This is a genomic window from Amycolatopsis azurea DSM 43854, assembly GCF_001995215.1.
In the GTDB taxonomy this organism is placed as follows: domain Bacteria; phylum Actinomycetota; class Actinomycetes; order Mycobacteriales; family Pseudonocardiaceae; genus Amycolatopsis; species Amycolatopsis azurea.
The window spans coordinates 369,982-390,054 of sequence record NZ_MUXN01000016.1 but is presented as its reverse complement, the minus strand read 5'-3'; the positions used below and the strand labels follow the sequence as shown (position 1 = coordinate 390,054).

The window sequence follows — 20,073 nt, the reverse complement described above, 5'->3', positions numbered from 1 at the left end:
CGGTCTAGACCGGGATCCGCAGCCGCTCGGAGCTCGGCCGGTCCCAGGCCGCGCTCACCGTTTCGTCAGTACCCCCGGCTTCGATCAGCTCGAGGGTGAAAGCCCGTACGAGACGGTTCCAGACGCGAGACCTTCGTAGCATCGCGTGCCCTTCGCCGCCGATTTCAAACCGCGCGGACCGCGCTGTCACCTTTTCGGCGCGTTCCGCGAAAGCGTGTGACGCCACCGGATCGGTCATCCGGTCCTTGGTCCCGTGCGCGATGAGCACGACGCGGCCGTCGACGGCACCGATGGGTTCACCCGGTGGTGTCCACGGTGCCAGGGCGCAGACCCCGATGACAGCCGGATCGTCGGCGACGCGCAAGGCGACCCGGCCGCCCATCGAATGACCGACGAGGATGACCGGGACTCCAGGGTGGTCCTCACGGATGCGTTCCAGGGCCCAGCGCGCGTCGGCGAGCGCGTCGGTACCGTGGTCGTTCCAGCCGTAGATCCGGTTGCGCAGGAGCCGCACCTCGACGCCGTGCGCCCGGCCCGCCCGGTGGACCTCTTTCGCCAGCGGCACCATCCGCTGGTACGCCAGCCGCCACGGCGCCACGCGGGCATGACTGTGCTCGGCGCCGCCGTGCAGCACCAGCACCACGGCTTTCACCTGGCCGCGCACTCGCCAGGTCCGCACCGCGGGATCAGCTCCGCTCACCCTGGGTCCTCCAGTCTCCGCCACCCCGGTCGCAGCGATCGGGTCAACCTCGATCATGACCCGATGTATTCCACTTCTGCCATTGGTCCACGCGATACATTCGTCGCTGATCTCCAGACGGAAGGGCGGATGTGGTGAGCACCACCGAACGTTATGCAGACGTCGCCGAACGGCTCGCGGAGGCCGAACGGGGTAACGCGGAGCAGATCCGGAAGTCGGCCGAGCTGATCCTGGGGGTCATCCGGGCCGACGCCCTGGTGTTCACCGCCGGGGCGGGGCACTCGCTGGCCGCGGTCGCCGAGACCTTCTACCGCGCGGGCGGCCTCGCTTGCGTGTACCCGGTGTACCACCCCGAACTGCTGCCCCTGCACGGCGCGCAGCACAGCACCAAGACCGAGCGACGCTCCGGGCTCGCCGAAGAGGTCCTGGCCGAACGCGCGCCGGGGCCGGACGACCTGCTGGTGGTGTTCTCGACCTCGGGCGTCAACCCGTATCCGGTCGAACTGGCCGCCGGGGCGCGGGCGCGCGGGGCGTCGGTCATCGCGGTGAGTTCGGCCGCGTCCGTCGCCGCGGCGCCGAAACGCGCGGCGACGACGTTGATCGAGGAAGCGAGCATCGTGCTCGACTCCCACGTCCGTCCCGGCGATTCGAGCTACCCGCCGGACGCGCCGCGGACCGCGCCACTGTCCACGGTGATCAACGCGTTCCTGTGGAACCTCGTGCTCGCCGAGGTCGTGGACCTCGGTGCGGCGCAGGGTGTCGACATCCCGCTGTGGCGCAGTTCCAACGTGGACGGTGGCGACGAGGCCAACGCCGCGCTGCTGGCCAAGTACGGCGCGCGGGTTCCCGCTCTCCGGTAGCCGTCGCCGCGCGGACGAGCCTCTTGACTCGTCCGCGCGGCACTCCTACGGTCACATACCGACTGGTCGGTGTCTCGCGGGAGGTCCGTGCCCATGACCGAGATCCACGGCGAATGCGCGACGGGCTTCGAACCCGTGCGCGCCGCCTTCGAGGAGAACTTCGCCGAGCGCGACGAGATCGGCGCCGCGTTCTCGGTGACCCGGCACGGCGAGACCGTGGTCGATCTCTGGGCGGGGTGGGCGGATCCGGACCGGACGACCCCGTGGCGGGCGGACACGCTCACCAACGTCTGGTCGACCACCAAGGGCATGACCGCGATCTGCGCGCACCACCTCGCCGACGCCGGTCTGCTCGACCTCGAAGCGCCTGTCGCCCGGTACTGGCCGGAGTTCGCGGCGGCGGGCAAACAGGACATCCCGGTGCGCTGGCTGCTCTCGCACCGCTCCGGGGTGACCGGGATCGGCCCGGAGCGGCCGGTGACGGTCGAGGAACTCTACGACTGGGACCACATAACCGGCCTGCTCGCCGCGCAGGCGCCGCTCTTCGAACCCGGCACGGTCAGCGGCTACCACGCGCTGTCGTTCGGCTTCCTCGTCGGCGAGGTGATCCGCCGGGCCGGCGGGCTCGATGTCCGCGCGTACTTCGCGAAGCACGTCGCCGGGCCGCTGGACGCCGACTTCCGGATCGGCCTGGACACCGACGTCGACCTGGCGCGCTGCTCCACCCTCGTCGAACCGGTGCTCAGCGCCGAGACGGCGAGCGCGCTGGCACAGGCGTTCGCCAGTGCCGGCCCGCCCGCCCTCGCGGCACTGGGGAACCCCCGCGTCCAAGGCCGGGACTCCAACGATCCCGCGTGGCGGCGCGCGATCCTGCCCGCCCTCAACGGGCACGGCACCGCCCGGGCCATCGCGACGATCTACGGCGCGCTCGCCTCGGGACGGCTGCTGTCGGACGCCGCGCTCGCGACCGCCCGCGAAGGACAGGGCCGCGCGGTCGACGTCGTCGGCGGGCTGGGCACCGAATGGGCGCTGGGGTTCTACCTCGGCGGTGAGGAACACGGTTTCGGGCCGAACCCGCGGGCGTTCGGGCACGACGGGTTCGGCGGCTCGTCCGGCGGCGCCGATCCCGAAAGCGGGATCGCTTTCGGCTACACGATGAACCGGATGGGTTCTCTGCTGCGGGACGATCCGCGGAAGATGGCGCTGGTGAACGCGACCTTCGCCGCCCCCGCCCTCCGGTCGTGAGTGGCGATTCGGGTTATCGGGGTAAGGCAAAGGTGGCGTGTCCAGTCGCTCACCCGCGCGCCGACCTCGGGCGCCACTCACGACCCACCTGAGGGTCACGCGGCCGCGGGCTCCTCCGAGAACTGCGTCAGGTACAGCGTCGCGTAGCGCCCTTCCCGTGCGAGAAGCTCATCGTGCGTCCCTCGCTCGACGATCTCCCCGTGCTCGATCACCAGGATCTGATCCGCCGCCCGGACCGTCGACAACCGGTGCGCGATGACCAGCGCGGTCCGCCCGTCCAGCGCGTCGGTCAGCGCCTCGCCCACGGCCGCCTCGGACTGCGAGTCCAGATGCGCGGTCGCCTCGTCGAGGACGACCACCCGCGGCTGCGCGAGCAGGAGCCGGGCGATGGTGAGCCGCTGCCGCTCCCCGCCGGAGAGCCGGTAGCCCCGCTCCCCCACGACGGTCTCCAGCCCGTCCGGCAGGTCCTGGATCAGCTCGGCCAGCCGCGCCTTTTCCAGTGCCGACCAGATCTCGTCGTCGGTGACACCGGGCCGCGCGTACTCGAGGTTCGCCCGGATCGTGTCGTGGAAGAGGTGCCCGTCCTGGGTGACGACGCCGACGGTTTCCCTCAGCGAGGCGAAACCCAGCTCGCGGACGTCCACATCGGACAGCTTGACCGACCCGGCGTCGACGTCGTAGAGGCGCGGCAGCAGCGAGGCGATCGTCGACTTGCCCGCGCCGGAAGACCCGACGAGGGCGACCATCTGCCCGGGTTCGGCCCGGAAACTGATGCCGTGCAACACCTCTTCCCCACCTCGGTGATCCAAAGTGGACACATCCTCCAGCGATGCCAGCGAGTACCGGTCCGCCGCGGGGTAGCCGAAGCGGACGTCGGAGAACTCCACCGAAACCGGGCCTTCGGGAACGCGGCCCGGATCCGGCTTCTCTTCGATCATCGGCTTGAGGTCGAGCACCTCGAAGACCCGCTCGAACGACACCAGTGCGGTCATCACGTCCACCCGGACGTTGGCCAGCGCGGTCAGCGGCGAGTACAGCCTGGTCAGCAGCAACGCCAGCGCCACGACGGTGCCCGGCGCGAGCGCCCCGGTCAGCGCGAGGTACCCGCCGAGGCCGTAGACCAGGGCCTGCGCGAGTGCGGAGACCGTGGTCAGGCTGGTCATGAACCAGCGCGTCAGCATCGCCGTCCGCACCCCGATGTCGCGCACCCGCCCGGCCCGTGCGCCGAATTCGCCGGTTTCCCGATCAGGGTCGCCGAAGAGCTTCACCAGGGTGGCGCCCGGCGCGGAGAACCGTTCGGTCATCTGCGTGGTCATCGCCGCGTTGAGCTGTCCCGCCTCCCGCTGCAACCCGGCCATCCGCCGCCCGAGCCGCCGCGTCGGCAGGACGAACACCGGCAGCAGCACCAGCGCGAGCAGGGTGACCTGCCAGGACAGGGTCACCATGACCACGAGCGACAGCGCCAGCTGGATCACGTTGGTGACCAAACCGGACAGTGTCGCGGTGAAGGTGCGCTGCGCGCCGATGACGTCGTTGTTGAGCCTGCTCACCAGCGCGCCGGTGCGGGTGCGGGTGAAGAACGCGACCGGCATCCGCTGCACGTGCCGGTACACCGCGAGCCGCAGGTCGAGGATGATCCCCTCCCCGATCCTCGACGATTGGGCCCGTTCGGCCAGCCCGAGCCCGGCGTCGATCAGCGCCAGCGCCCCGATCACCACGGCCAGCCACACCACCAGCGAGACGTCGTGCCCGCCGACGATCGCGTCGACCACCTTCCCGGCCAGCACCGGCGTGCTCACCGCCAGCACCGCCGACACGACGGTGAGCACCAGGAATATCAGCAACCTTCGCCAGTGCGGTCTGGCGAACTGCGCGACGCGGCGGAGGGTGCCCTTGTGCAGCCCCTTCGGAACGTCGGCCGACTTCATCGCCGAGTTCATCAGCGACCACGTGTTGTCCATGAGAACCTCTCCTCGCCCCCAAAAACCTCGATATTAGTCGAGATTTTTCCCGGATATAAGCATGACCAACACCGGAGCACACCAGATGCTTCCCGGTTTCCGCGTCCTCTTCATGGTGGCAGTGACGGCGTCGGTAGCCTGAGCCGGTGACCAAGGACCCGGACCGGCGACGACTGACCATCGACCTGGTCTTCTACACGGGCTGCCTGATCTTCGCCGTCGCGAACACCGCCGTCGCGGAGTTCTACGGCTATCGCGTGTGGGCGAACTTCGCCGTAGCGGGTTACGGCCTCGCCGTGGTCCATACCGGGTGGCTGACGATCGCCGCCCGGCGCGGCAAGCGGCCGTCCGGCGCGCTCGGCTCGCGGTGGGTCGGTATCGGCGCCATCGGCCTGTTCGCCATGATCCTTCCGTTGGGAATGCTCGTCATTCGCCGACTGACCGGAGTGGACTGGCTCGTCACGCCGAACTCGTGGGCCGCCCAGCCCGAGGTCTGGGTGATCGAACGGTCGGCGAAACTCCTGCTGGAGAACGGAACCCCGTACGTCGACGTCACCGCGCTCGGTCGCGCGGCGGAAGTAAACGATTACACCCCATACGGTCCGGTCATGACCGTCTTCGGCCTGCCGCGGGCCCTCTTCGGCGGTGGACCGGTCGCGAACGCCCTCACCGACGCGCGCTGGATGTTCGCCCTGGCGGCCGTCGCATGTGTACTGCTGACGCTGCGGCTGCTGAAGTGGCCGAAAATCCCGGTCAGCGCGGCCCAGCTCGCCCTCGCCTGCCCGCTGACCGCGCTGACCTGGGCGGTGGCGGGCCCGGATCTGGCCATCGTCGGCCTGCTGGTGCTGTCGTTCGCACTGGCCACGACGGGCCGCGCCGTGCTGTCGGGGCTGGTGCTGGCCCTGGTGATCAGCGCGAAACTCATCGTCGCGCCCGCGGTGGCGGTACTGGGTGTCCTGTTGATCACGCGACGTGGTCCTCGCGCACTGGGCGGATTCGCCGCGGCACTCGTGGTGACGACCCTCGTCCTGCACGTACCCGTCTACCTCGTGGACCCGAAGGCGTTCGTCGAGCACGTCTTCCGGTTCCCGATGGGAATCGGCGTGATCAAGTCACCGGCGGCGAGCCCGTTGCCGGGTCGCCTCATCGCTTCGCTCGGCCCGGTGGGCACGGCGGTTTCCTTCGCCCTGCTCGGCATCGCGGCCGTGGTCATCCTCGTCTGGCTGGTGCGCCGCCCTCCCGCGACCGGATCGGACGCGCTGACGCGCATGGCTGTCGGGCTCGTCGCGCTGATCCTGCTCACTCCGGCGACGAGGTACGGATACCTGGTGTACCCGCTGGTCCTGCTCGGCGCCAGACTGGTCTTCCTGTCTGCTGAAAGCCGTGAAACAGCGGTCCCCGGAAAGGGAACTGCGCCCCCCGCGCAGCAGTCCGCTACTTCTTCGTGACTACTTCTTCTTGACCCTGGTGGCACCGCCACGCCCACGGAGCTGGACGCCGGACTCCGAGAGGACCCGGTGCACGAATCCGTACGAGCGACCCGTGGACTCCGCGAGAGCGCGGATGCTCGAGCCCTTCTCGTATTTCTTCTTCAGGTCAGCGGCCAGCTTGTCACGCGTGTTGCCGGTGATCCGCGCGCCTTTCTTGAGATCAGCCACGTCGATCGCCTTCCCGCCGAGAGTGTTCTGGGCCACATAACGGCCCCTGTCGCCGCAATGATCGAACACTGAGCGCCGGAATGCCAGACGACGAGCGCAAAACTGCTGAAACCGCGATCACATTGGGCCATTTCAGTGGCCGGATGGCATCGATCAAGCACCCGAACGGACGCAGGCCTCACGCAAGTTGGACAAGTTCCAGATAATCCGCAGACCAATGGTCTTCGGTTCCGTCCGGCAACAGGATGACGCGTTCCGGCTCCAGGGCCTCGACGGCGCCCGGGTCGTGCGTCACCAGTACGACGGCTCCGGAGAAGCTCCGCAAAGCGTCCAGGACCTGCGCACGGCTGGCCGGATCCAGGTTGTTCGTGGGCTCGTCGAGCAGCAAAACGTTGGCAGCGCTGGACACCAGACCGGCGAGCGCGAGCCGCGTCTTCTCGCCGCCGGAGAGCGTGCCGGCGGGCTGATCGAGCTGCTCGCCGGTGAAGAGGAACGACCCGAGAAGGTTCCGGAGCTCCTGTGCGCCGGTGTCCGGCGCGAGGTGACGGATATTTTCCCACACGGACGCGTCGTGGTCGAGCGTTTCATGTTCCTGTGCGTAATAGCCCAGACGCAATCCGTGACCTGGAATGGTCTCGCCGGTATCCGGAGTTTCCATTCCGCCGAGCAGGCGGAGCAAAGTCGTCTTTCCGGCACCGTTCAATCCGAGTACGACAACTTTCGAACCGCGGTCGATGGCGAGGTCGACCCCGGTGAAGATCTCGAGCGAACCGTAGGACTTCGAGAGCCCCTCCGCGGTGAGCGGGGTCCGGCCGCACGGGGCGGGCTCGGGGAACTTGATCCGGGCGACCTTGTCGGCCTGGCGGGTCTCGTCGAGCGCGGAGAGCATCTGCTCGGCGCGGCGGGCCATGTTCTTGGCGGCCACCGCCTTCGTCGCCTTGGCACCGAGTTTCGCGGCCTGCTGCTGCAGCGCGGACGCCTTCTTCTCGGCGTTCGCGCGCTCGCGGCGGCGGCGCTTCTCGTCGGTGGCGCGCGCGTCGAGGTAGCGCTGCCAGCCCATGTTGTACAGGTCGAGCTCGCCGCGGGTCGCGTCGAGGAACCACACCTTGTTGACCACGTCGGCGAGCAGTTCGACGTCGTGGCTGATGACCACGAGACCGCCGTCGTGCTGCTTCAGGAACCCGCGGAGCCAGTTGATGGAGTCGGCGTCGAGGTGGTTGGTGGGCTCGTCGAGGAGCAGGATCGTCTCGGACTTGCCGCCCGCGCCCGCTTCGGCGGCGGCGAACAGGATCCGGGCCAGCTCCACGCGGCGGCGCTGACCACCCGAGAGCGTCTGCAACGTCTGCGCGAGCACCCTGTCGGCGAGACCGAGGTTGGAGCAGATCCGCGCGGCCTCGCTTTCGGCGGCGTACCCACCGAGAGAGGCGAAACGCTCCTCGAGACGGCTGTAGCGGTTGACCGCCTTGTCGCGCTCCTTCTCGTCCACCAGCTCCGACATCGCGTTCTGCGCTTTTTCCATGTTGCGCAGCAAGGAGTCGAGGCCGCGCGCGGAGAGCACGCGGTCCTTCGCGGTGACGGACAGATCGCCCTCGCGCGGGTCCTGCGGCAGGTACCCGAGTTCACCGCTGCGGCGGACCTCGCCCGCGTACGGCTCACCCTCCCCCGCCAGCACCTTGAGCGAGGTGGTCTTGCCCGCGCCGTTGCGGCCGACCAGGCCGATGCGGTCGCCCTGCTGGATGCGGACGTTGGTGTCGTCGAGCAGAATGCGCGAGCCGGCGCGCAGCTGAAGGCCAGAGGCCGTGATCACGGGAACTCCCGGTACAAGGGGTGGATGAGCGGACAGCTTCGACTCGCCGGACGAGGCCGGCGAGGAGCTACTCCAAGAGGATGTCCACGCGATCAGTGTACGGGCCGCTGTCGAGCGGTTTTATCCGACCGTGCCCGACGTCACGGCCCGGACAGGGTGATTTCGACCGCGACCGCCCGCTCGGCCGCGTCGTCCAGCACCGTGCGACGCGGTTCGGCGATGTCGAGGATCCGGGGTTCGGCCCGCTCGAACAACGGCGTCAGCCGCCTGTCCTCGCGCAGTGATTCCAGTGCCCGGCGGTCGCCGCCGAGCACGACGGCGTCCACTTCGGACAGTTGCGGCAGGAGGACTTCGAACGCGTCTTCGGCGGCGGAACGAAGCGCCACGCGCGCTTGCCCTTCCCGCCGCCGCGCGAACCGCTGTTGCGACCAGCCGCCCGCCGCGGACCGGCCCTGGACGAGGTGTCGGTCCGTCCTGGACTGGACGATCACTCCCCCGCGCGCGATCCCGACGCTGTGCCCGCCGCGACGGACCAGAATGAGCGCGATCCTCCGTGAGATCAGCGCGTGGTCGACGAGGGGACCGACGGCGAGTCCGGTCACGGTTCCTTCGGTGATCAACGGTCCGAAAGGGACGGTCGCGACGGCGACGACGCCGTTTTCCGCGGTGACCGTGACGGCGTCCGGCTCGAAGTGTGTCTCGCGGACGCCTTCGTTGCGGACGGCGAAGCGGGCGTACCAGCCTTCGAGACGGTCCGGGGCGACCTCGACGGCGCGTCCTCCGCCCGCCACCTGCCGCTCCCTCGCCATGGTCCCAAGGTACGTGAAGGCCCCCTTCATGTACCTAGGCGCAAGGAAGGGGGCCTTCACGTACTTGCGGATCCGCGACGACCACAACTCTCGGGGACTGTCTCTCGCACCTCCAGCGAGCGTGTCGCGAAAGCCACTTTCGAGACGTTGAAGGTTGCGAAAGTGGCTTTCGCAACACCTCCGAGCCTCCGCCGCTCACGACCCGACCTGAAGTCCGTGAAGGCCTCCTTGAGGGACCCAGAGTCCCTCAAGGAGGCCTTCACGGACAGACGAAAGGACTAGACCGGCTTCACCGGCCCGGTCCCGACCGACTTCCCGACACTCGCCGGCCGCTCAGCCGCACCAGGCTGCACGAAACCGTTGAGGTGCAAGGAGATCGCGCGGATCGATCCGGTGTCGCCACCGGCGACATCCACCGCGGTGAACTTCCAGGTGCCGTCGGCCGCCGTACCGGTGGTCAGGCCGCCGATCACCTGCGCCGGCCGGTAGGTCCCGGTGAACGGGTTGTTCGCCGCGGTGACCGAGCTGAACGGGGTGGCCGCGTTGTCGGCGAAGACGACCTGGCACAGGTTGTTGCCCGAGCCGCCGTTGCGCTGGAACACGGTCGCCTTGGCGCCCGAGGGCGAGGTCAGCGTGCCGATCAGGTCACCGACGTACGAGTGGTTGATGCCCACGGTCGTCGAGGTCTGGTCGGTGTTGCAGGTCGCCCCGTCCACCGAGAACGTCAGCTTCGACGCGCGCCCGACACCGCTGACCGTGATCGGCACGGTCACGCCGGTCGGGTCGCTGTCCGGGATCGCCACCGGGGCACCGGCGTAGGCGAAGTTCTGCGTCACCGGCGACGGGGTGCCGACCGGCAGTGAGAACGTCGACGTGGTCGGCGAGTACGAACCCGCGAACGTCACCCTGGCGTTGAGCACCACCGGCACACCGAGTTCCTGCGTGGTGGGAACGGTGATGGTGAAGTCGTTCACGCCGGTCTGCCCGGGGCTGATCGTGCCGTACGACTTCGACCGCGGCGCCACCGTGACACCGGGGGTCGGGCTGGAGAGCACGACGCTGGTCGACGACGCGGTGCCGTCACCGCGGTTGGTCACCGGCAAGGTCACCTTGGCGGTGTCGCCCGGGTCGAGCGCGGGACCGCCGTCGGCCGGGGTGACCGTCGGCTGGCCCGCGGTCACGAGCGGCTGCGGGCTGGCACCGGTGTACGCGAGCACCTTGTCGGCGAGGATGACGCCCGCGCCGCTGGAGTTGTCGCGGCCCGGGGTCAGGATGTCGACGGCGGTGTTGATCAGTGCCGCGCGCACCTCGGCCGGGGGCAGCCCCGGGTTGCCCGAGAGCACCAGGCCCGCGATCGCGGCGGCGTGCGGCGCGGCGGCCGAAGTGCCGTAGAACGTGGTGAACCCGGTGACGCTGGTGGAGACGCCGTCGGCCGCGGTGATGTCCGGCTTGGCGCGGACCTCACCACCGGTGCCGGACACGTTGCCCGGGGTGATCGGCGTGCCGTCGGCCTGGTAGAACACGCGCCGCGGACCGTCCGAAGTGAACCGTTCGACCTTCGTGGTCGCGCCGAAGGCGGCCGGGAACGGGCCGGCCGGGTTGGCCGGGTCGCCCGGTTCGAGGGCACGGGGGAACGCCTTGGCCGCCGGGGCCGCCGCGACGCTGAACGCGTCCCGCGCGGCCGAGTGGCCCACGGTCACACCGGGTTTGGTGTAGGCCTTGAGGCCGTCCGCCGAGTCGGCGAACCGGCCGCGCAGCGCGGACAGCGACAGGTAGCGGCCCTCACCGGAGAACTTGACGATGGCCAGCCGCAGCCCGGCACCACCGGCAGCGGGAGTGTCGACCCGCTCGTAGGCGTCCTGGGTTCCGGTCTGGACGTCCTGGCTCAGGTCGACGACGTTGCCCGCCGCGTTCAGCAGGTACAGGTCGTAGTCGTTGGTCGCCCGGCCCAGCGGGTCCGACCAGAACAACGTGACCGGCACGCCCGCCGAGGACGCGGTCGAGATCGGCTGGAAGATCTGGTTGCCCGCGGCTCCGGCGAAGTTGTGCGCGGCGCCCGCGAACTTGCCGACGCTCTTGCCGGAGTCGACGAAGTCGCCTTCCCAGTGGCCCGAGGTGCCGTCGGCGACGTTGCCCTCGTTACCGGCCGAGGAGAAGTACAGCGCGCCGTTGGCGGTCACGTCGTTCACGGCCTGGGCGATGATCCAGTCCTGGAACGGCGATTCCTTGAAGTACAGGACGTCGTCCACGATGACGTCGCAGTGCGCGTCGAAGCGCAGCTTGCGGATGTTGTCGGCGAAGCTGGCGTCGGAGTTGAACGCGCTGGCGAAACCGAGCGACGCGTTCGGCGCGAGATCGTGGATGATCTCGAGCATCGCGGTGCCCTCGTCGCCGCTGCCCTCCTGGCCGGGGATCACGTCGACGCCCGGCGGGAGTTCGCCGCGCGCCTGCGAGGTCGCGAGCGAATCGACGCCGTCGGACAGCGCGCAGATCTTGGTGCCCACACCGGTGACACCGAACTGCTGGCGCGCGGTGTCGGCGTTGTGCGCGCGGTCGCCTTCACTGTTGACCGGCCCGGCGGCGATGCCGACCTGCCCCTTGGCCTCGACGGCCTTCTTCAGCTCGTCCGCGATCCGGGCGGCCTTCTCCTCCTTGCTCTCCGTCTTCGCCTTGCCGGCGGAGGCGGGCTCGGCCAATTGCCGGGCGGTGAACGCCTCATTGGCGGTCTCGACCCGTTTGACGTCTTCGCGGCCGGCGATCGCCGGGACCGCGTTCAGCGGCACTTCGGCGCGGACGCTGCCATACCGCTGCGAGACCGCGCGAATCCCCGCACCGGATTCACGCAGGCTTTTCAGGAGTTCTTCCGAGACCTGGCCCCGGATATCCACGAGTACGGTGCCGGCCGCGGAGACATTCGCCCCAGACCCCAGTGCGGGAACCGCAGAGGCCGACATGCGTTGAGCACGGAGTTTCTGTTCGACGAGCAGCCTGCTGTCCACTTTGGACTCAGCGGGGCTCTGGCTCTTCTTGATCGACTGCAGGGCCTCGATCTGCCGGACGGTGTTCTCCGAGAACGCGTCCGGGGACTGGGCGGTTTCCGCGGCCGAGACGGGCGGGCTGACCAAACCGAGCGCCGCGACGAGGGCGGCGGTTCCCGCGGTCAGGATCGATCTTCTTCTTTTACCAGAACGGGTTGGACGCACGTGCGCCTCCGATTCCTAGGCGCGTGCCCCGACTCACGCAGACCGACGCCGGCGATCACCGGCTGGATCAAGCTAAGTACCGGGCGTGCGTCGGCGGCAGGCGCCGTTCGAGTGACATCGGATGGGAATTTTCCGGTTCCGGCGGCACGTCGTAGTCTGTTCAGCGTAATCGTATGGTCACGGCGTGATGACGACCGGCCTCAAAGGACGAACGAGTCCGACCAGGGTTGCGAAGCGCGACCCGACAAGCCGTCCAAAAGGGTCACCGCCTGCTTGTCGGTCAAGGACGCCACGAAGTCGACCACGGCCCGCCCCCGGGCCAGACCACGCACCGCGTCGGCACCGGTGACCGGTTCCCCGGTCGCTCCGATGAGCAGTTCCGGCGACGTCCGCGCGAGTCCGGTGAATTCCGCCTGTGCCAGTTCGACCAGGTCGTGCAGCCGGCGCGGGAGCCGGTAGAACTCGTCACGGTCGAGCAGCCACGCGTCGAGCGCGTCGACGAGCGTGGTCACCAGGCTCGCCTGTCCACGTTGGTGCAGCGCGAGTTCCGGGCGCAGCAACACGAACCGCCGGTGCACGAACTTCAGGACCTGCACCTCGTGCCACTGCGCGGGACGCAGCGTGAGATGCCCCGTTCGGGTCGACGGCGAAGACACCACTTGCACGCCGTCGACGAGCCGCGCGGTCCATTTCGCGGAGAAGGCGGCGGTCGCCTGCTCGGCCTCGATCGAACCGTCGAATCCGGTGGCGAGCAGGCCGTCGACGAGTTCGGCGCGGACACGGGCGACAGCGCTGGTGAACGCGTCGTCGTCGACGATCCAGCCGTCCTTGACGTGCATCCGGCGGCGCAGCCGTTCCAGCGAACGGCCCGGCAGCCGCCGTTCGGCGGTCAAGGTCGCGTCGTCCAGCCCGGCCAGTTCCACCGCGTGGTCCACCCAGCCGGTGAACTCGGCGGCGACCGGCGCGTGCTGCAGGACGCCGATCCGGTGGAAGTCCTGGAGGTCGTGGATGGCGTAGGCGATGTCGTCGGCGGTGTCCATCACGGACGCTTCGACTGTCTGCTGCCAGGGTTCGATCCGGCCGGTGAAGGGTGCCCGCGCCTGGGCGAAGTCGTCGAGTTCGGTGCTGTAGGCGGAGAACTTGCTCGCGCCGGTACCGGGGGCGTCGGCCGGTTCGGCCGCGCCGCGCGGCTGGACGTCCATCGACGTCGGATGCGGATCGGGCACGTGCAGCCGCGCCCACGGGTATTTCAGCACCGCGGCGCGCACCGCCGTGGTGAGGTCGAGCCCGGACGCGGACGGCCCGCGGACGTCGGTCGTGGTGATGATCCGGAACGACTGCGCGTTGCCCTCGAAACCGTCGGCGAGGCCGAACCGGTGCCGGGCGATCCGGTCGAGGGTCTGCTCCCCCAGATGCCCGAACGGCGGATGCCCGAGGTCGTGCGCGAGCGAGGCGGCCTCGGCGACGTCCGGGTCGCAGCCGCCCAGTTTCGCGGCGAGTTCGGCGGAATCGCTCGTCGAGTTGATCCGCTCCGCGATGGCGCGCGCGACCTGCGCGACCTTCAGGCTGTGTGTGAGCCGGTTGTGCAGCAGCCCCGAACCACCGGCGCTGACCACCTGGGTCACCCCGCCGAGGCGGGCGAAGAACGGCGACGCGGCGATCCGGTCCCGGTCGATGCGGAACGGGCTCGTGGCGAGGTCGGTGAACCCGGCGCTCTCGCTCTCCGGATCGCGCCGCCACGCCCTTGGATCCGTCTGTCCCATGCGTCACACCGTATCCGTCGGGGCGCTTTGAGACACTGCCCAGGTGGCGGACGTGGTGATCGCGGGCGGTGGCCCGGCCGGGCGGGCGCTCGCGCGTGCCTGCGCCCGGCGCGGACTGGCGACCGTCCTGATCGACCCCGCGCCGGGCAGGCGCTGGCGGGCGACCTACGGGCTGTGGGCCGACGAACTCCCGTCGCTGCCCGAAAGCGCCGTCGCCTGCGCGCCCTCGTCGGCACTCGCGTTCGGCACCGCGCCGCACGTCCTCGACCGGCAGTACCTGGTGGTGGACAACGCCGGCCTGCGCACGTGGCTGGACGGCGGTCACGACGTCGTCGCCGGGACGGTGTCCGCCGTGGACCACGGCGGGCAGGGCACGTCGGTACGCCTCGAAGACGGGCGGGTCCTCGCGGCCGGCCTGTACGTCGACGCCTCCGGTGCCCGGCCACGAGGGGACCGCTACGAACAGACGGCCTTCGGCGCCGTCCTCCCCGCCGAGGACGCGCTCCGGCTGGTGGACGAACCGGACACCGCGGTGTTCATGGACTGGCGCGGGACCGAATCCGGGTTCCTGTACGTACTGCCCCTCGGCGACGGCACCGTCCTGGTCGAGGAGACGTCGCTGGCCCGCAAGCCCGGTCTGCCGCTGGAGCTGCTGGCGGCGCGGCTGCGCGCCCGGCTGAAGGCGGCCGGGCTGGCGTCACGCGGGCGCGAGGAACGCGTGCGGATCGTGCTCGACGTGCCGGTCCCCCGGCGTGGCCGGACGGTGCCGTTCGGGGCCGCCGCCGGTCTGGTGCATCCGGCGACCGGGTACAGCCTCGCGACGTCGGTGCGGCTCGCCGAGCCTGTCGCCGACTCGATCGCCCTGGCCTGGGACCGGGGGCCGGCCGCGGCCGCGTCGGCTGCTCACGGTGCGCTGTGGCCGTCTTCGGCCCGGACCGTGCACGGGTTGCGGCGCCACGGGCTGCGAGCTCTGTGCGGAATGCCGCCCGAGCTGGTGCCGGTGTTCTTCGACCACTTCTTCACGCTGCCGGTCCCTCTCCAGCGGGCCTTCACTTCGGGTCGCGAAGACGTTTCGGGTACCACCGAGGCGATGTCGGCACTTTTCCGATTGGCGCCGTGGAAAGTGAGAAAACACCTGATCGGGTGGCCTGGGTTACGCCGTTCTAGGTAACCCAGGTGCCCTCACGATGAACATCAGTTGACACGTGTTTCGTTTCGCACCGGCACCGACGACCATGCGGTTGTGACGTTGCAGATCGCGATCCGCTTCGCTTATCAACCGTTGTACAGCCTGCACACCGGTGGCGTCGTCGCGTTCGAAGCCCTGGCACGGCCAGGCCGCGGCACCGCCCGCGAACTTCTCGCCGACGCCCGTCGCGGCGGCAACCTGACCGAGGTCGACATCGGACTGGCCGCCGAAGCGGTACGGCAGCAGAACGAGGCGCAGGCGGCCCTCCCCCTCCATTTGAACCTGTCCGCGCGGACGGTGGCGGCACCACCGGCCCGGTTCGAACCGCTGACCGAGGCGCTCGGCCTGTCCGGCCGCCGGACCAGGGACGTCGTGCTGGAGATCGGGCCGCCGTTCACGCAGATCCCCGCCGATCTGCTGCTCACCGGCATGCGACGGCTCACCGAACTCGGGTTCCGGCTCGCGCTCGACGGCCTCGGCCGCGGTGACCTGCCGCTCACGCTGCTCGCCTCCGCGCCGATCGACCTGGTGAAACTGGACCGCACCGTGCTGCGCGGCCTGCCACACGATCCGGCCGCCGTCGCGGTCGTCGAGGCGGTGCTGCACTTCGCGTCCCGCACCGACAACCGGCTGGTCGCGACCGGACTCGAAACCACCGAACAGCTCGAATCCGCGCGGCGGCTCGGGGTGCGGATCGCGCAGGGCAACCTGCTCGCCCCACCGGACGGCGACCACGCGCCGCTACCCGCGCCGGACGCGCCCGGCCCGTTCGTCCCCGGCACCGCGCGGGCCCGCCGGGTCGGCGATTTCCTGCGCCCCGCGACCACCCTGCCCGAAGACGCGACCTGTGACGACGTGCGCGAGGTGCTGGCCGCCTCCGACGGGCCGAGCGGCATCGTCGGCATCGACGACCGGCACCGTCCACAGTGGTCGATCGACCGGACCCGGTTCCTGGTCGCGGTCACCGGGTTGTACGGCCACGCGTTGCACGCCAAGCGGCCCGCGTCGCGGCTCGCCGACCGGCCGCACACGATCCACACCGACGCGAGCGCGCTCGAATTCCTGGAACTGGTCACCGACGCGGACTGGAGCCGCACCGGCGACGACGTCGTGGTGGTCGACGACCGCGGCCGGTGCGTGGGTGTGGTGCTGGTGAACGAGGTGCTCCGCGGGGTCGCCGAGGCGAAGGTCGAGGAAGCCGTCTCGCTGAGCCCGCTGACCCGCCTGCCCGGCAGCGACGCCGTCGCCAGGGACGTCGACCGCCGGATCAACGCGCGGGAGCCGTTCGTCGCGGCCTGGCTGGACGTCGACGCGTTCAAGACGGTCAACGACACCGCCGGATTCGCCGCGGGCGACGATCTCATCCGCACGCTCGGCCGGACGCTCACCGATCTGGAGGGCAGGCTGCGCCGGATGCGGGTCAGCCACGTCGGCGGGGACGACTTCCTGATCGCCTGCGACGTCGACGAGATCGGCACGGTCGCCGCCGCGCTGCTGGACACGCCGTGGTCGGCCGACGGGCTGCCGGTGACGGTCTCACTGGCGACCCTGGTGTGCGGGAACGGCGCGATCCGGTCCTACAAGGACGCTTCCCGGCTCCTGGCACCGCTGAAGAAGCAGGCCAAGGAGGTTCCCGGGTCGAGCTGGGTGCTCGGCCGTCCGGGCTCGGACCGGGTCGAGGTCCTGCGCGGCATCACGACCCGCGGCCTGCCCGCGCAACGCGCCGCCGTCGGCTTCTGACCCCCGCGTTTCAGAGCGAGTGGGCAGCGCGGTAGGCGGAGAAGCGTTCGTCGACCTCGCCCGCGGTGAGCCCGAAGTCGGCGAGGTCGTATCGGTGCACGGGTTTCCTCTCGCCGGAACGGCTTTCGGCGTGGACGGCGGTCATCGCGTCCCGTGCCTCATCGCTCAGCGACAGCCCGAAGTGCTTGTAGACACCCTCGACGGTCGCGATCGGGTCGGCGACGAAATCCTCGTACCGGACGTCGCAGAACTGCGCCGGATCGTGCCGCTTCCTCGCCTCCAGCGACCTTTCCGCGCCTCGCGCCCACAGATCCAGCTGGCCACGGCCGATCACGTCACCGCGGAAGACGTCGGACCAGCCTTCCGAAGCCTGTTCGTTCAGGCTGCACACCGACGCGATGATCGTGCTCGGCGCGCGGTGGGTCTGGACGATCAGCGCGTCCGGGTACACCTCCAGCAGCGCGTCGAGGGCGAAGATGTGGCTCGGGTTCTTGAGCACCCAGCGGCGCCCGGCGTCTGGCAGGCCGATCAGCTGGAGATTCCGCCGGTGCCTGCGATAGGCGTCGGCCCAGCTCTGCCCGTCCAGCCAGCGCGAGTACGACGGCACGTGCGCGAGGCATTCGTAGGACACCGATTTCAGGGACTGCCGCAGGAGCTGCCAGCATTCCTCGACCTGGTCGGCGGACATGTGGTGCAGGCCCATGAACTCGGGATGTTCGACGTGGTGCTTCTCGTAACCCGCCTGGATCCCTTGGAAGACCGGATTTTCCGCCCAGGTCTCGCGTGGCGGCCGCGGCTGCGGCACCTCGGTCAGCCACACTTCCAGCCCTTGGTGCGCCGGGTCCTCGGTGAGCAGCCGGTGCAGCGCCGTGGTCCCGGTGCGCGGCAGACCGGTGACGAAGATGGGCCGCTCGACGGGAACCTCGGCATACTGCGGGTTCTGCTTCCAGGACGCCTCGCTCAACGACCTCGCCACGAGGGCACCGCGCAGGAAAGCGCGATGGATCTTGTTGCCGTACGGCGTCAAACCCGCCTCACCGGCGTAGGAATCCAGTAGGACCCGCAGCCCTTCGAGGTGGTCGTCTCCACCGAAGTCGTCCAGCCCGGTGAGTTTTGCCGCCGACGCGTGCAGATCCTCCACGGTGCCGACGTTTTCCCGCCCTGGCAGCATGTTCTCCCCTTCAGTGGTGGTACTCGCCGGCGTTGACGTCGAGACACTGCCCGGTGACGCACCGGGCGAGCGACGAGGTCAGGAACACGACGGTGTCGGCGATCTCGTCCGGTTCGGGCAGGCGGCGCAGGTCGATCGTCTCCGCCGTCTCGGCGTACACCTGTTCCGGCGGCACACCGCGTTCCTTGGCCAGGTAAGCGAAGTACCACTTCAGCGAGTCCGCCCAGATGTAGCCGGGCGCCACGGAGTTGACCCGGATCCCGCGCGGCCCGAGTTCCGAGGCGAGGCTCTGGGCGAGCGCGAGCAGACTCGCCTTCGCCATCTTGTACGCGCCGAACGTCCGCCTGGAATGCCGGAGTACGGCCGAATTGATCATCACCACCGAGCCGCCGCTCTCTTCGAGCGAAGGCGTGAACAGCCGTGTGAGCCGGAGCGCCGCGAGGACGTTGGTCTCGAAGCCCGACCGGACGTCGGCGAGGTCGACGTCGGCGAGGTCCATGATCGGCGGGATCGCGAAAGCGTTGTTCACCAAGGCGTCCACCCGGCCGAACGCCTTCAGCGCGGCCTCGGCGAGGTTCGCGGCCGAAGCGTCGTCGGTGATGTCGGTGGGCACGGTGACCGCGCGGCGCCCGAGCGCGTCGACCTCCTTGGCGACCTCGGCGAGCCGGGATTCGGTGCGCGCGGCGAGAACGACGTCCGCGCCCGCCGCGGCACCGCGCACGGCGATGGACCGGCCGAGTCCCGGTCCGACACCGGAGACGACGATCACCTTGTCCCGCAAGAGATCCGTCATCCCAGCATCCTCCCCGCGACAGCCGCCTGGCGGGCCGAGATCCGGGCCGCCCACTCCTGCGGGGTCACGCGGGCCTCGTCGTGGAAGGGCAGCCTGTCGGCGAGTTCGCCGAACTTCACCACCTCGACCTCGGGACCGTCGGCGACGTCCAGCGCGCGGGACAGCCGCTGCCAGCGGATCTGGACGTAGCCGCGGTCGTGCCCGGTGCGTTCGAGCCAGTTCGCCAGGCCGGGGTCGCGTTCGCTGATCACGAACCGGATCTTGCCGTCCGGGTCGACCCGCGCCTGGTCGGCGGTGAGGCTCGTCTGGTGGTTGATGTAGTCGAGCGAGAGGTACCAGACGCTGCCGAGCTGGATGCCCTGATAGGGCGCGTCCGAGCGGGGCACGGTGACGATCATGACCTCCTCGTCGCCGAGTTCGTAATGCCCGGCCGACGAGTACTGCGTGGTCAGGCCGCCCGGCGTCGGACGCGGTTCGGTCATCGTGTTCACCGGCAGGTTCAGGTAGAACCACTTCGGGAAGGCGAGGAAGGTGCGCAGCCTGCTCAGCAGGATCTTGCCGGAGACGCCGTAGCGTTTGGCCAGCCCGTCGCGGGTGAGCGGCGCGGGCGCGCCACCCGCGGTGTCGGCGCACTGGATCTGGATCGTGCCGCGGCGTTCGGTCGCCCAGTCGCTGTAGACCTCGCGCACCACGAGCATCGAAGAACCCGGGCCGAGGACGAAGTAATTGGGGCCAGGATCCGGTTTGGCCGGTCCGAAGCGGAGTTCGAACGTGCCGTCGCCGGCGATCTCGATCTCGCGGTCGTCGAACGCGGCGAGACTGTCCGGTACCTCGACGGGTGAGTAGTCGCCGTTGAGGACCTGGAAACTGACGTCGGCCGTGCTCCCCCGCGTCCCGGTGACGACGTACTCGCGGCCTTCGCGGATGTTCGCGTTGAAGTACAGCGTGTCCGGGTTGTCCAGGCCCATCTTCGTGTACGGGCCGGTGGACTGGGTGAAGAACGGATAGTCCCGTTCGTAGGCCCACGCCATCTGCAGGGACGCGCGGATGCTGCCGGCGAGGTAGTCGTACCCCTCGACCAGATCCTGTTCGGTCCGGATGTGCGGCGCCTCCGCGATGACCTTCTCGGCTTCGACGATCGCGTCCGCGAACGGTTGAGTGAGCACCGGCGACT

15 protein-coding genes are annotated in these 20,073 nt (G+C 69.7%); 5 read left to right on the top strand and 10 right to left on the bottom strand.

Features of this window, described 5'->3' with window-relative positions; genetic code table 11:
* Positions 1-4: 4 nt before the first annotated feature.
* Positions 5-700 carry an alpha/beta hydrolase gene (locus B0293_RS22890; protein ID WP_005152166.1) on the bottom strand — a complete coding sequence of 232 codons (696 nt, stop codon included), beginning with the start codon at positions 698-700 and terminating at the stop codon, positions 5-7.
* A gap of 131 nt (positions 701-831) precedes the next feature.
* On the opposite strand from B0293_RS22890, the gene B0293_RS22885 reads away from it, so the two are divergent.
* Entirely contained in the window at positions 832-1,560 is a 729-nt protein-coding gene (locus tag B0293_RS22885) for a sugar isomerase domain-containing protein (protein ID WP_005152167.1), read from the top strand.
* Positions 1,561-1,653: 93 nt separating this feature from the next.
* The gene (locus B0293_RS22880; protein WP_005152168.1) at positions 1,654-2,805 is read left to right on the top strand and encodes a serine hydrolase domain-containing protein; all 1,152 of its coding nucleotides are present in this window, start codon (positions 1,654-1,656) and stop codon (positions 2,803-2,805) included.
* A gap of 95 nt (positions 2,806-2,900) precedes the next feature.
* Here B0293_RS22880 and B0293_RS22875 read toward each other — a convergent pair whose 3' ends face one another.
* Positions 2,901-4,766 carry an ABC transporter ATP-binding protein gene (locus tag B0293_RS22875; protein ID WP_005152169.1) on the bottom strand — a complete coding sequence of 622 codons (1,866 nt, stop codon included), beginning with the start codon at positions 4,764-4,766 and terminating at the stop codon, positions 2,901-2,903.
* 146 nt (positions 4,767-4,912) lie between these two features.
* Here B0293_RS22875 and B0293_RS22870 point away from each other — a divergent pair, with 146 nt between their 5' ends.
* Positions 4,913-6,214, top strand: a complete 1,302-nt coding sequence (locus B0293_RS22870) for a glycosyltransferase family 87 protein (RefSeq protein ID WP_005152170.1) — start codon at positions 4,913-4,915, stop codon at positions 6,212-6,214.
* Here B0293_RS22870 and B0293_RS22865 read toward each other — a convergent pair whose 3' ends face one another.
* From B0293_RS22865 to B0293_RS22845, 5 genes are all read right to left on the bottom strand, one after another.
* Positions 6,215-6,424 carry a helix-turn-helix domain-containing protein gene (locus B0293_RS22865; RefSeq protein WP_003071237.1) on the bottom strand — a complete coding sequence of 70 codons (210 nt, stop codon included), beginning with the start codon at positions 6,422-6,424 and terminating at the stop codon, positions 6,215-6,217.
* 178 nt (positions 6,425-6,602) lie between these two features.
* The gene (locus tag B0293_RS22860) at positions 6,603-8,231 is read right to left on the bottom strand and encodes an ABC-F family ATP-binding cassette domain-containing protein (protein ID WP_005152174.1); all 1,629 of its coding nucleotides are present in this window, start codon (positions 8,229-8,231) and stop codon (positions 6,603-6,605) included.
* A 140-nt stretch (positions 8,232-8,371) separates the two neighbouring features.
* The gene (locus B0293_RS22855; RefSeq protein ID WP_039915822.1) at positions 8,372-9,040 is read right to left on the bottom strand and encodes an acVLRF1 family peptidyl-tRNA hydrolase; all 669 of its coding nucleotides are present in this window, start codon (positions 9,038-9,040) and stop codon (positions 8,372-8,374) included.
* Between the two features lie 278 nt (positions 9,041-9,318).
* Complete coding sequence (locus B0293_RS22850; RefSeq protein ID WP_039915888.1) at positions 9,319-12,207, bottom strand: S8 family serine peptidase; 2,889 nt, start codon at positions 12,205-12,207, stop codon at positions 9,319-9,321.
* 236 nt (positions 12,208-12,443) lie between these two features.
* Positions 12,444-14,006: a deoxyguanosinetriphosphate triphosphohydrolase family protein gene (locus tag B0293_RS22845; protein ID WP_005152182.1), complete on the bottom strand. Its 1,563-nt coding sequence runs from the start codon at positions 14,004-14,006 to the stop codon at positions 12,444-12,446.
* Between the two features lie 43 nt (positions 14,007-14,049).
* On the opposite strand from B0293_RS22845, the gene B0293_RS22840 reads away from it, so the two are divergent.
* Entirely contained in the window at positions 14,050-15,177 is a 1,128-nt protein-coding gene (locus tag B0293_RS22840) for a lycopene cyclase family protein (RefSeq protein ID WP_005152183.1), read from the top strand.
* A gap of 72 nt (positions 15,178-15,249) precedes the next feature.
* Positions 15,250-16,935, top strand: coding sequence for a GGDEF domain-containing protein (locus tag B0293_RS22835; protein WP_005152185.1), 1,686 nt, complete (start codon positions 15,250-15,252; stop codon positions 16,933-16,935).
* A gap of 10 nt (positions 16,936-16,945) precedes the next feature.
* Here the strand turns inward: B0293_RS22835 and B0293_RS22830 are convergent, their stop codons facing one another.
* Genes B0293_RS22830 through B0293_RS22820 form a run of 3 tightly spaced genes read right to left on the bottom strand, consistent with a single transcriptional unit; the run spans position 16,946 to position 20,065 of the window.
* Complete coding sequence (locus tag B0293_RS22830) at positions 16,946-18,106, bottom strand: sulfotransferase family protein (RefSeq protein WP_005152187.1); 1,161 nt, start codon at positions 18,104-18,106, stop codon at positions 16,946-16,948.
* Between the two features lie 10 nt (positions 18,107-18,116).
* Positions 18,117-18,899, bottom strand: a complete 783-nt coding sequence (locus B0293_RS22825; protein ID WP_005152190.1) for an SDR family oxidoreductase — start codon at positions 18,897-18,899, stop codon at positions 18,117-18,119.
* On the bottom strand, positions 18,896-20,065 hold the full coding sequence (locus B0293_RS22820; RefSeq protein ID WP_005152192.1) for a hypothetical protein: 1,170 nt from the start codon (positions 20,063-20,065) through the stop codon (positions 18,896-18,898). Before B0293_RS22820 ends, B0293_RS22825 begins: the two co-directional genes overlap by 4 nt.
* Between the last annotated feature and the right edge of the window lie 8 nt (positions 20,066-20,073).

Excerpts from the sequence above, each read along its gene's own strand:
- B0293_RS22875 (WP_005152169.1), bottom strand. The coding sequence starts at position 4,766 with ATGGACAACACGTGGTCGCTGATGAACTCGGCGATGAAGTCGGCCGAC.
- B0293_RS22855 (WP_039915822.1), bottom strand. The coding sequence starts at position 9,040 with ATGGCGAGGGAGCGGCAGGTGGCGGGCGGAGGACGCGCCGTCGAGGTC.
- B0293_RS22880 (WP_005152168.1), top strand. The coding sequence starts at position 1,654 with ATGACCGAGATCCACGGCGAATGCGCGACGGGCTTCGAACCCGTGCGC.
- B0293_RS22830 (WP_005152187.1), bottom strand. The coding sequence starts at position 18,106 with ATGCTGCCAGGGCGGGAAAACGTCGGCACCGTGGAGGATCTGCACGCG.
- B0293_RS22825 (WP_005152190.1), bottom strand. The coding sequence starts at position 18,899 with ATGACGGATCTCTTGCGGGACAAGGTGATCGTCGTCTCCGGTGTCGGA.
- B0293_RS22845 (WP_005152182.1), bottom strand. The coding sequence starts at position 14,006 with ATGGGACAGACGGATCCAAGGGCGTGGCGGCGCGATCCGGAGAGCGAG.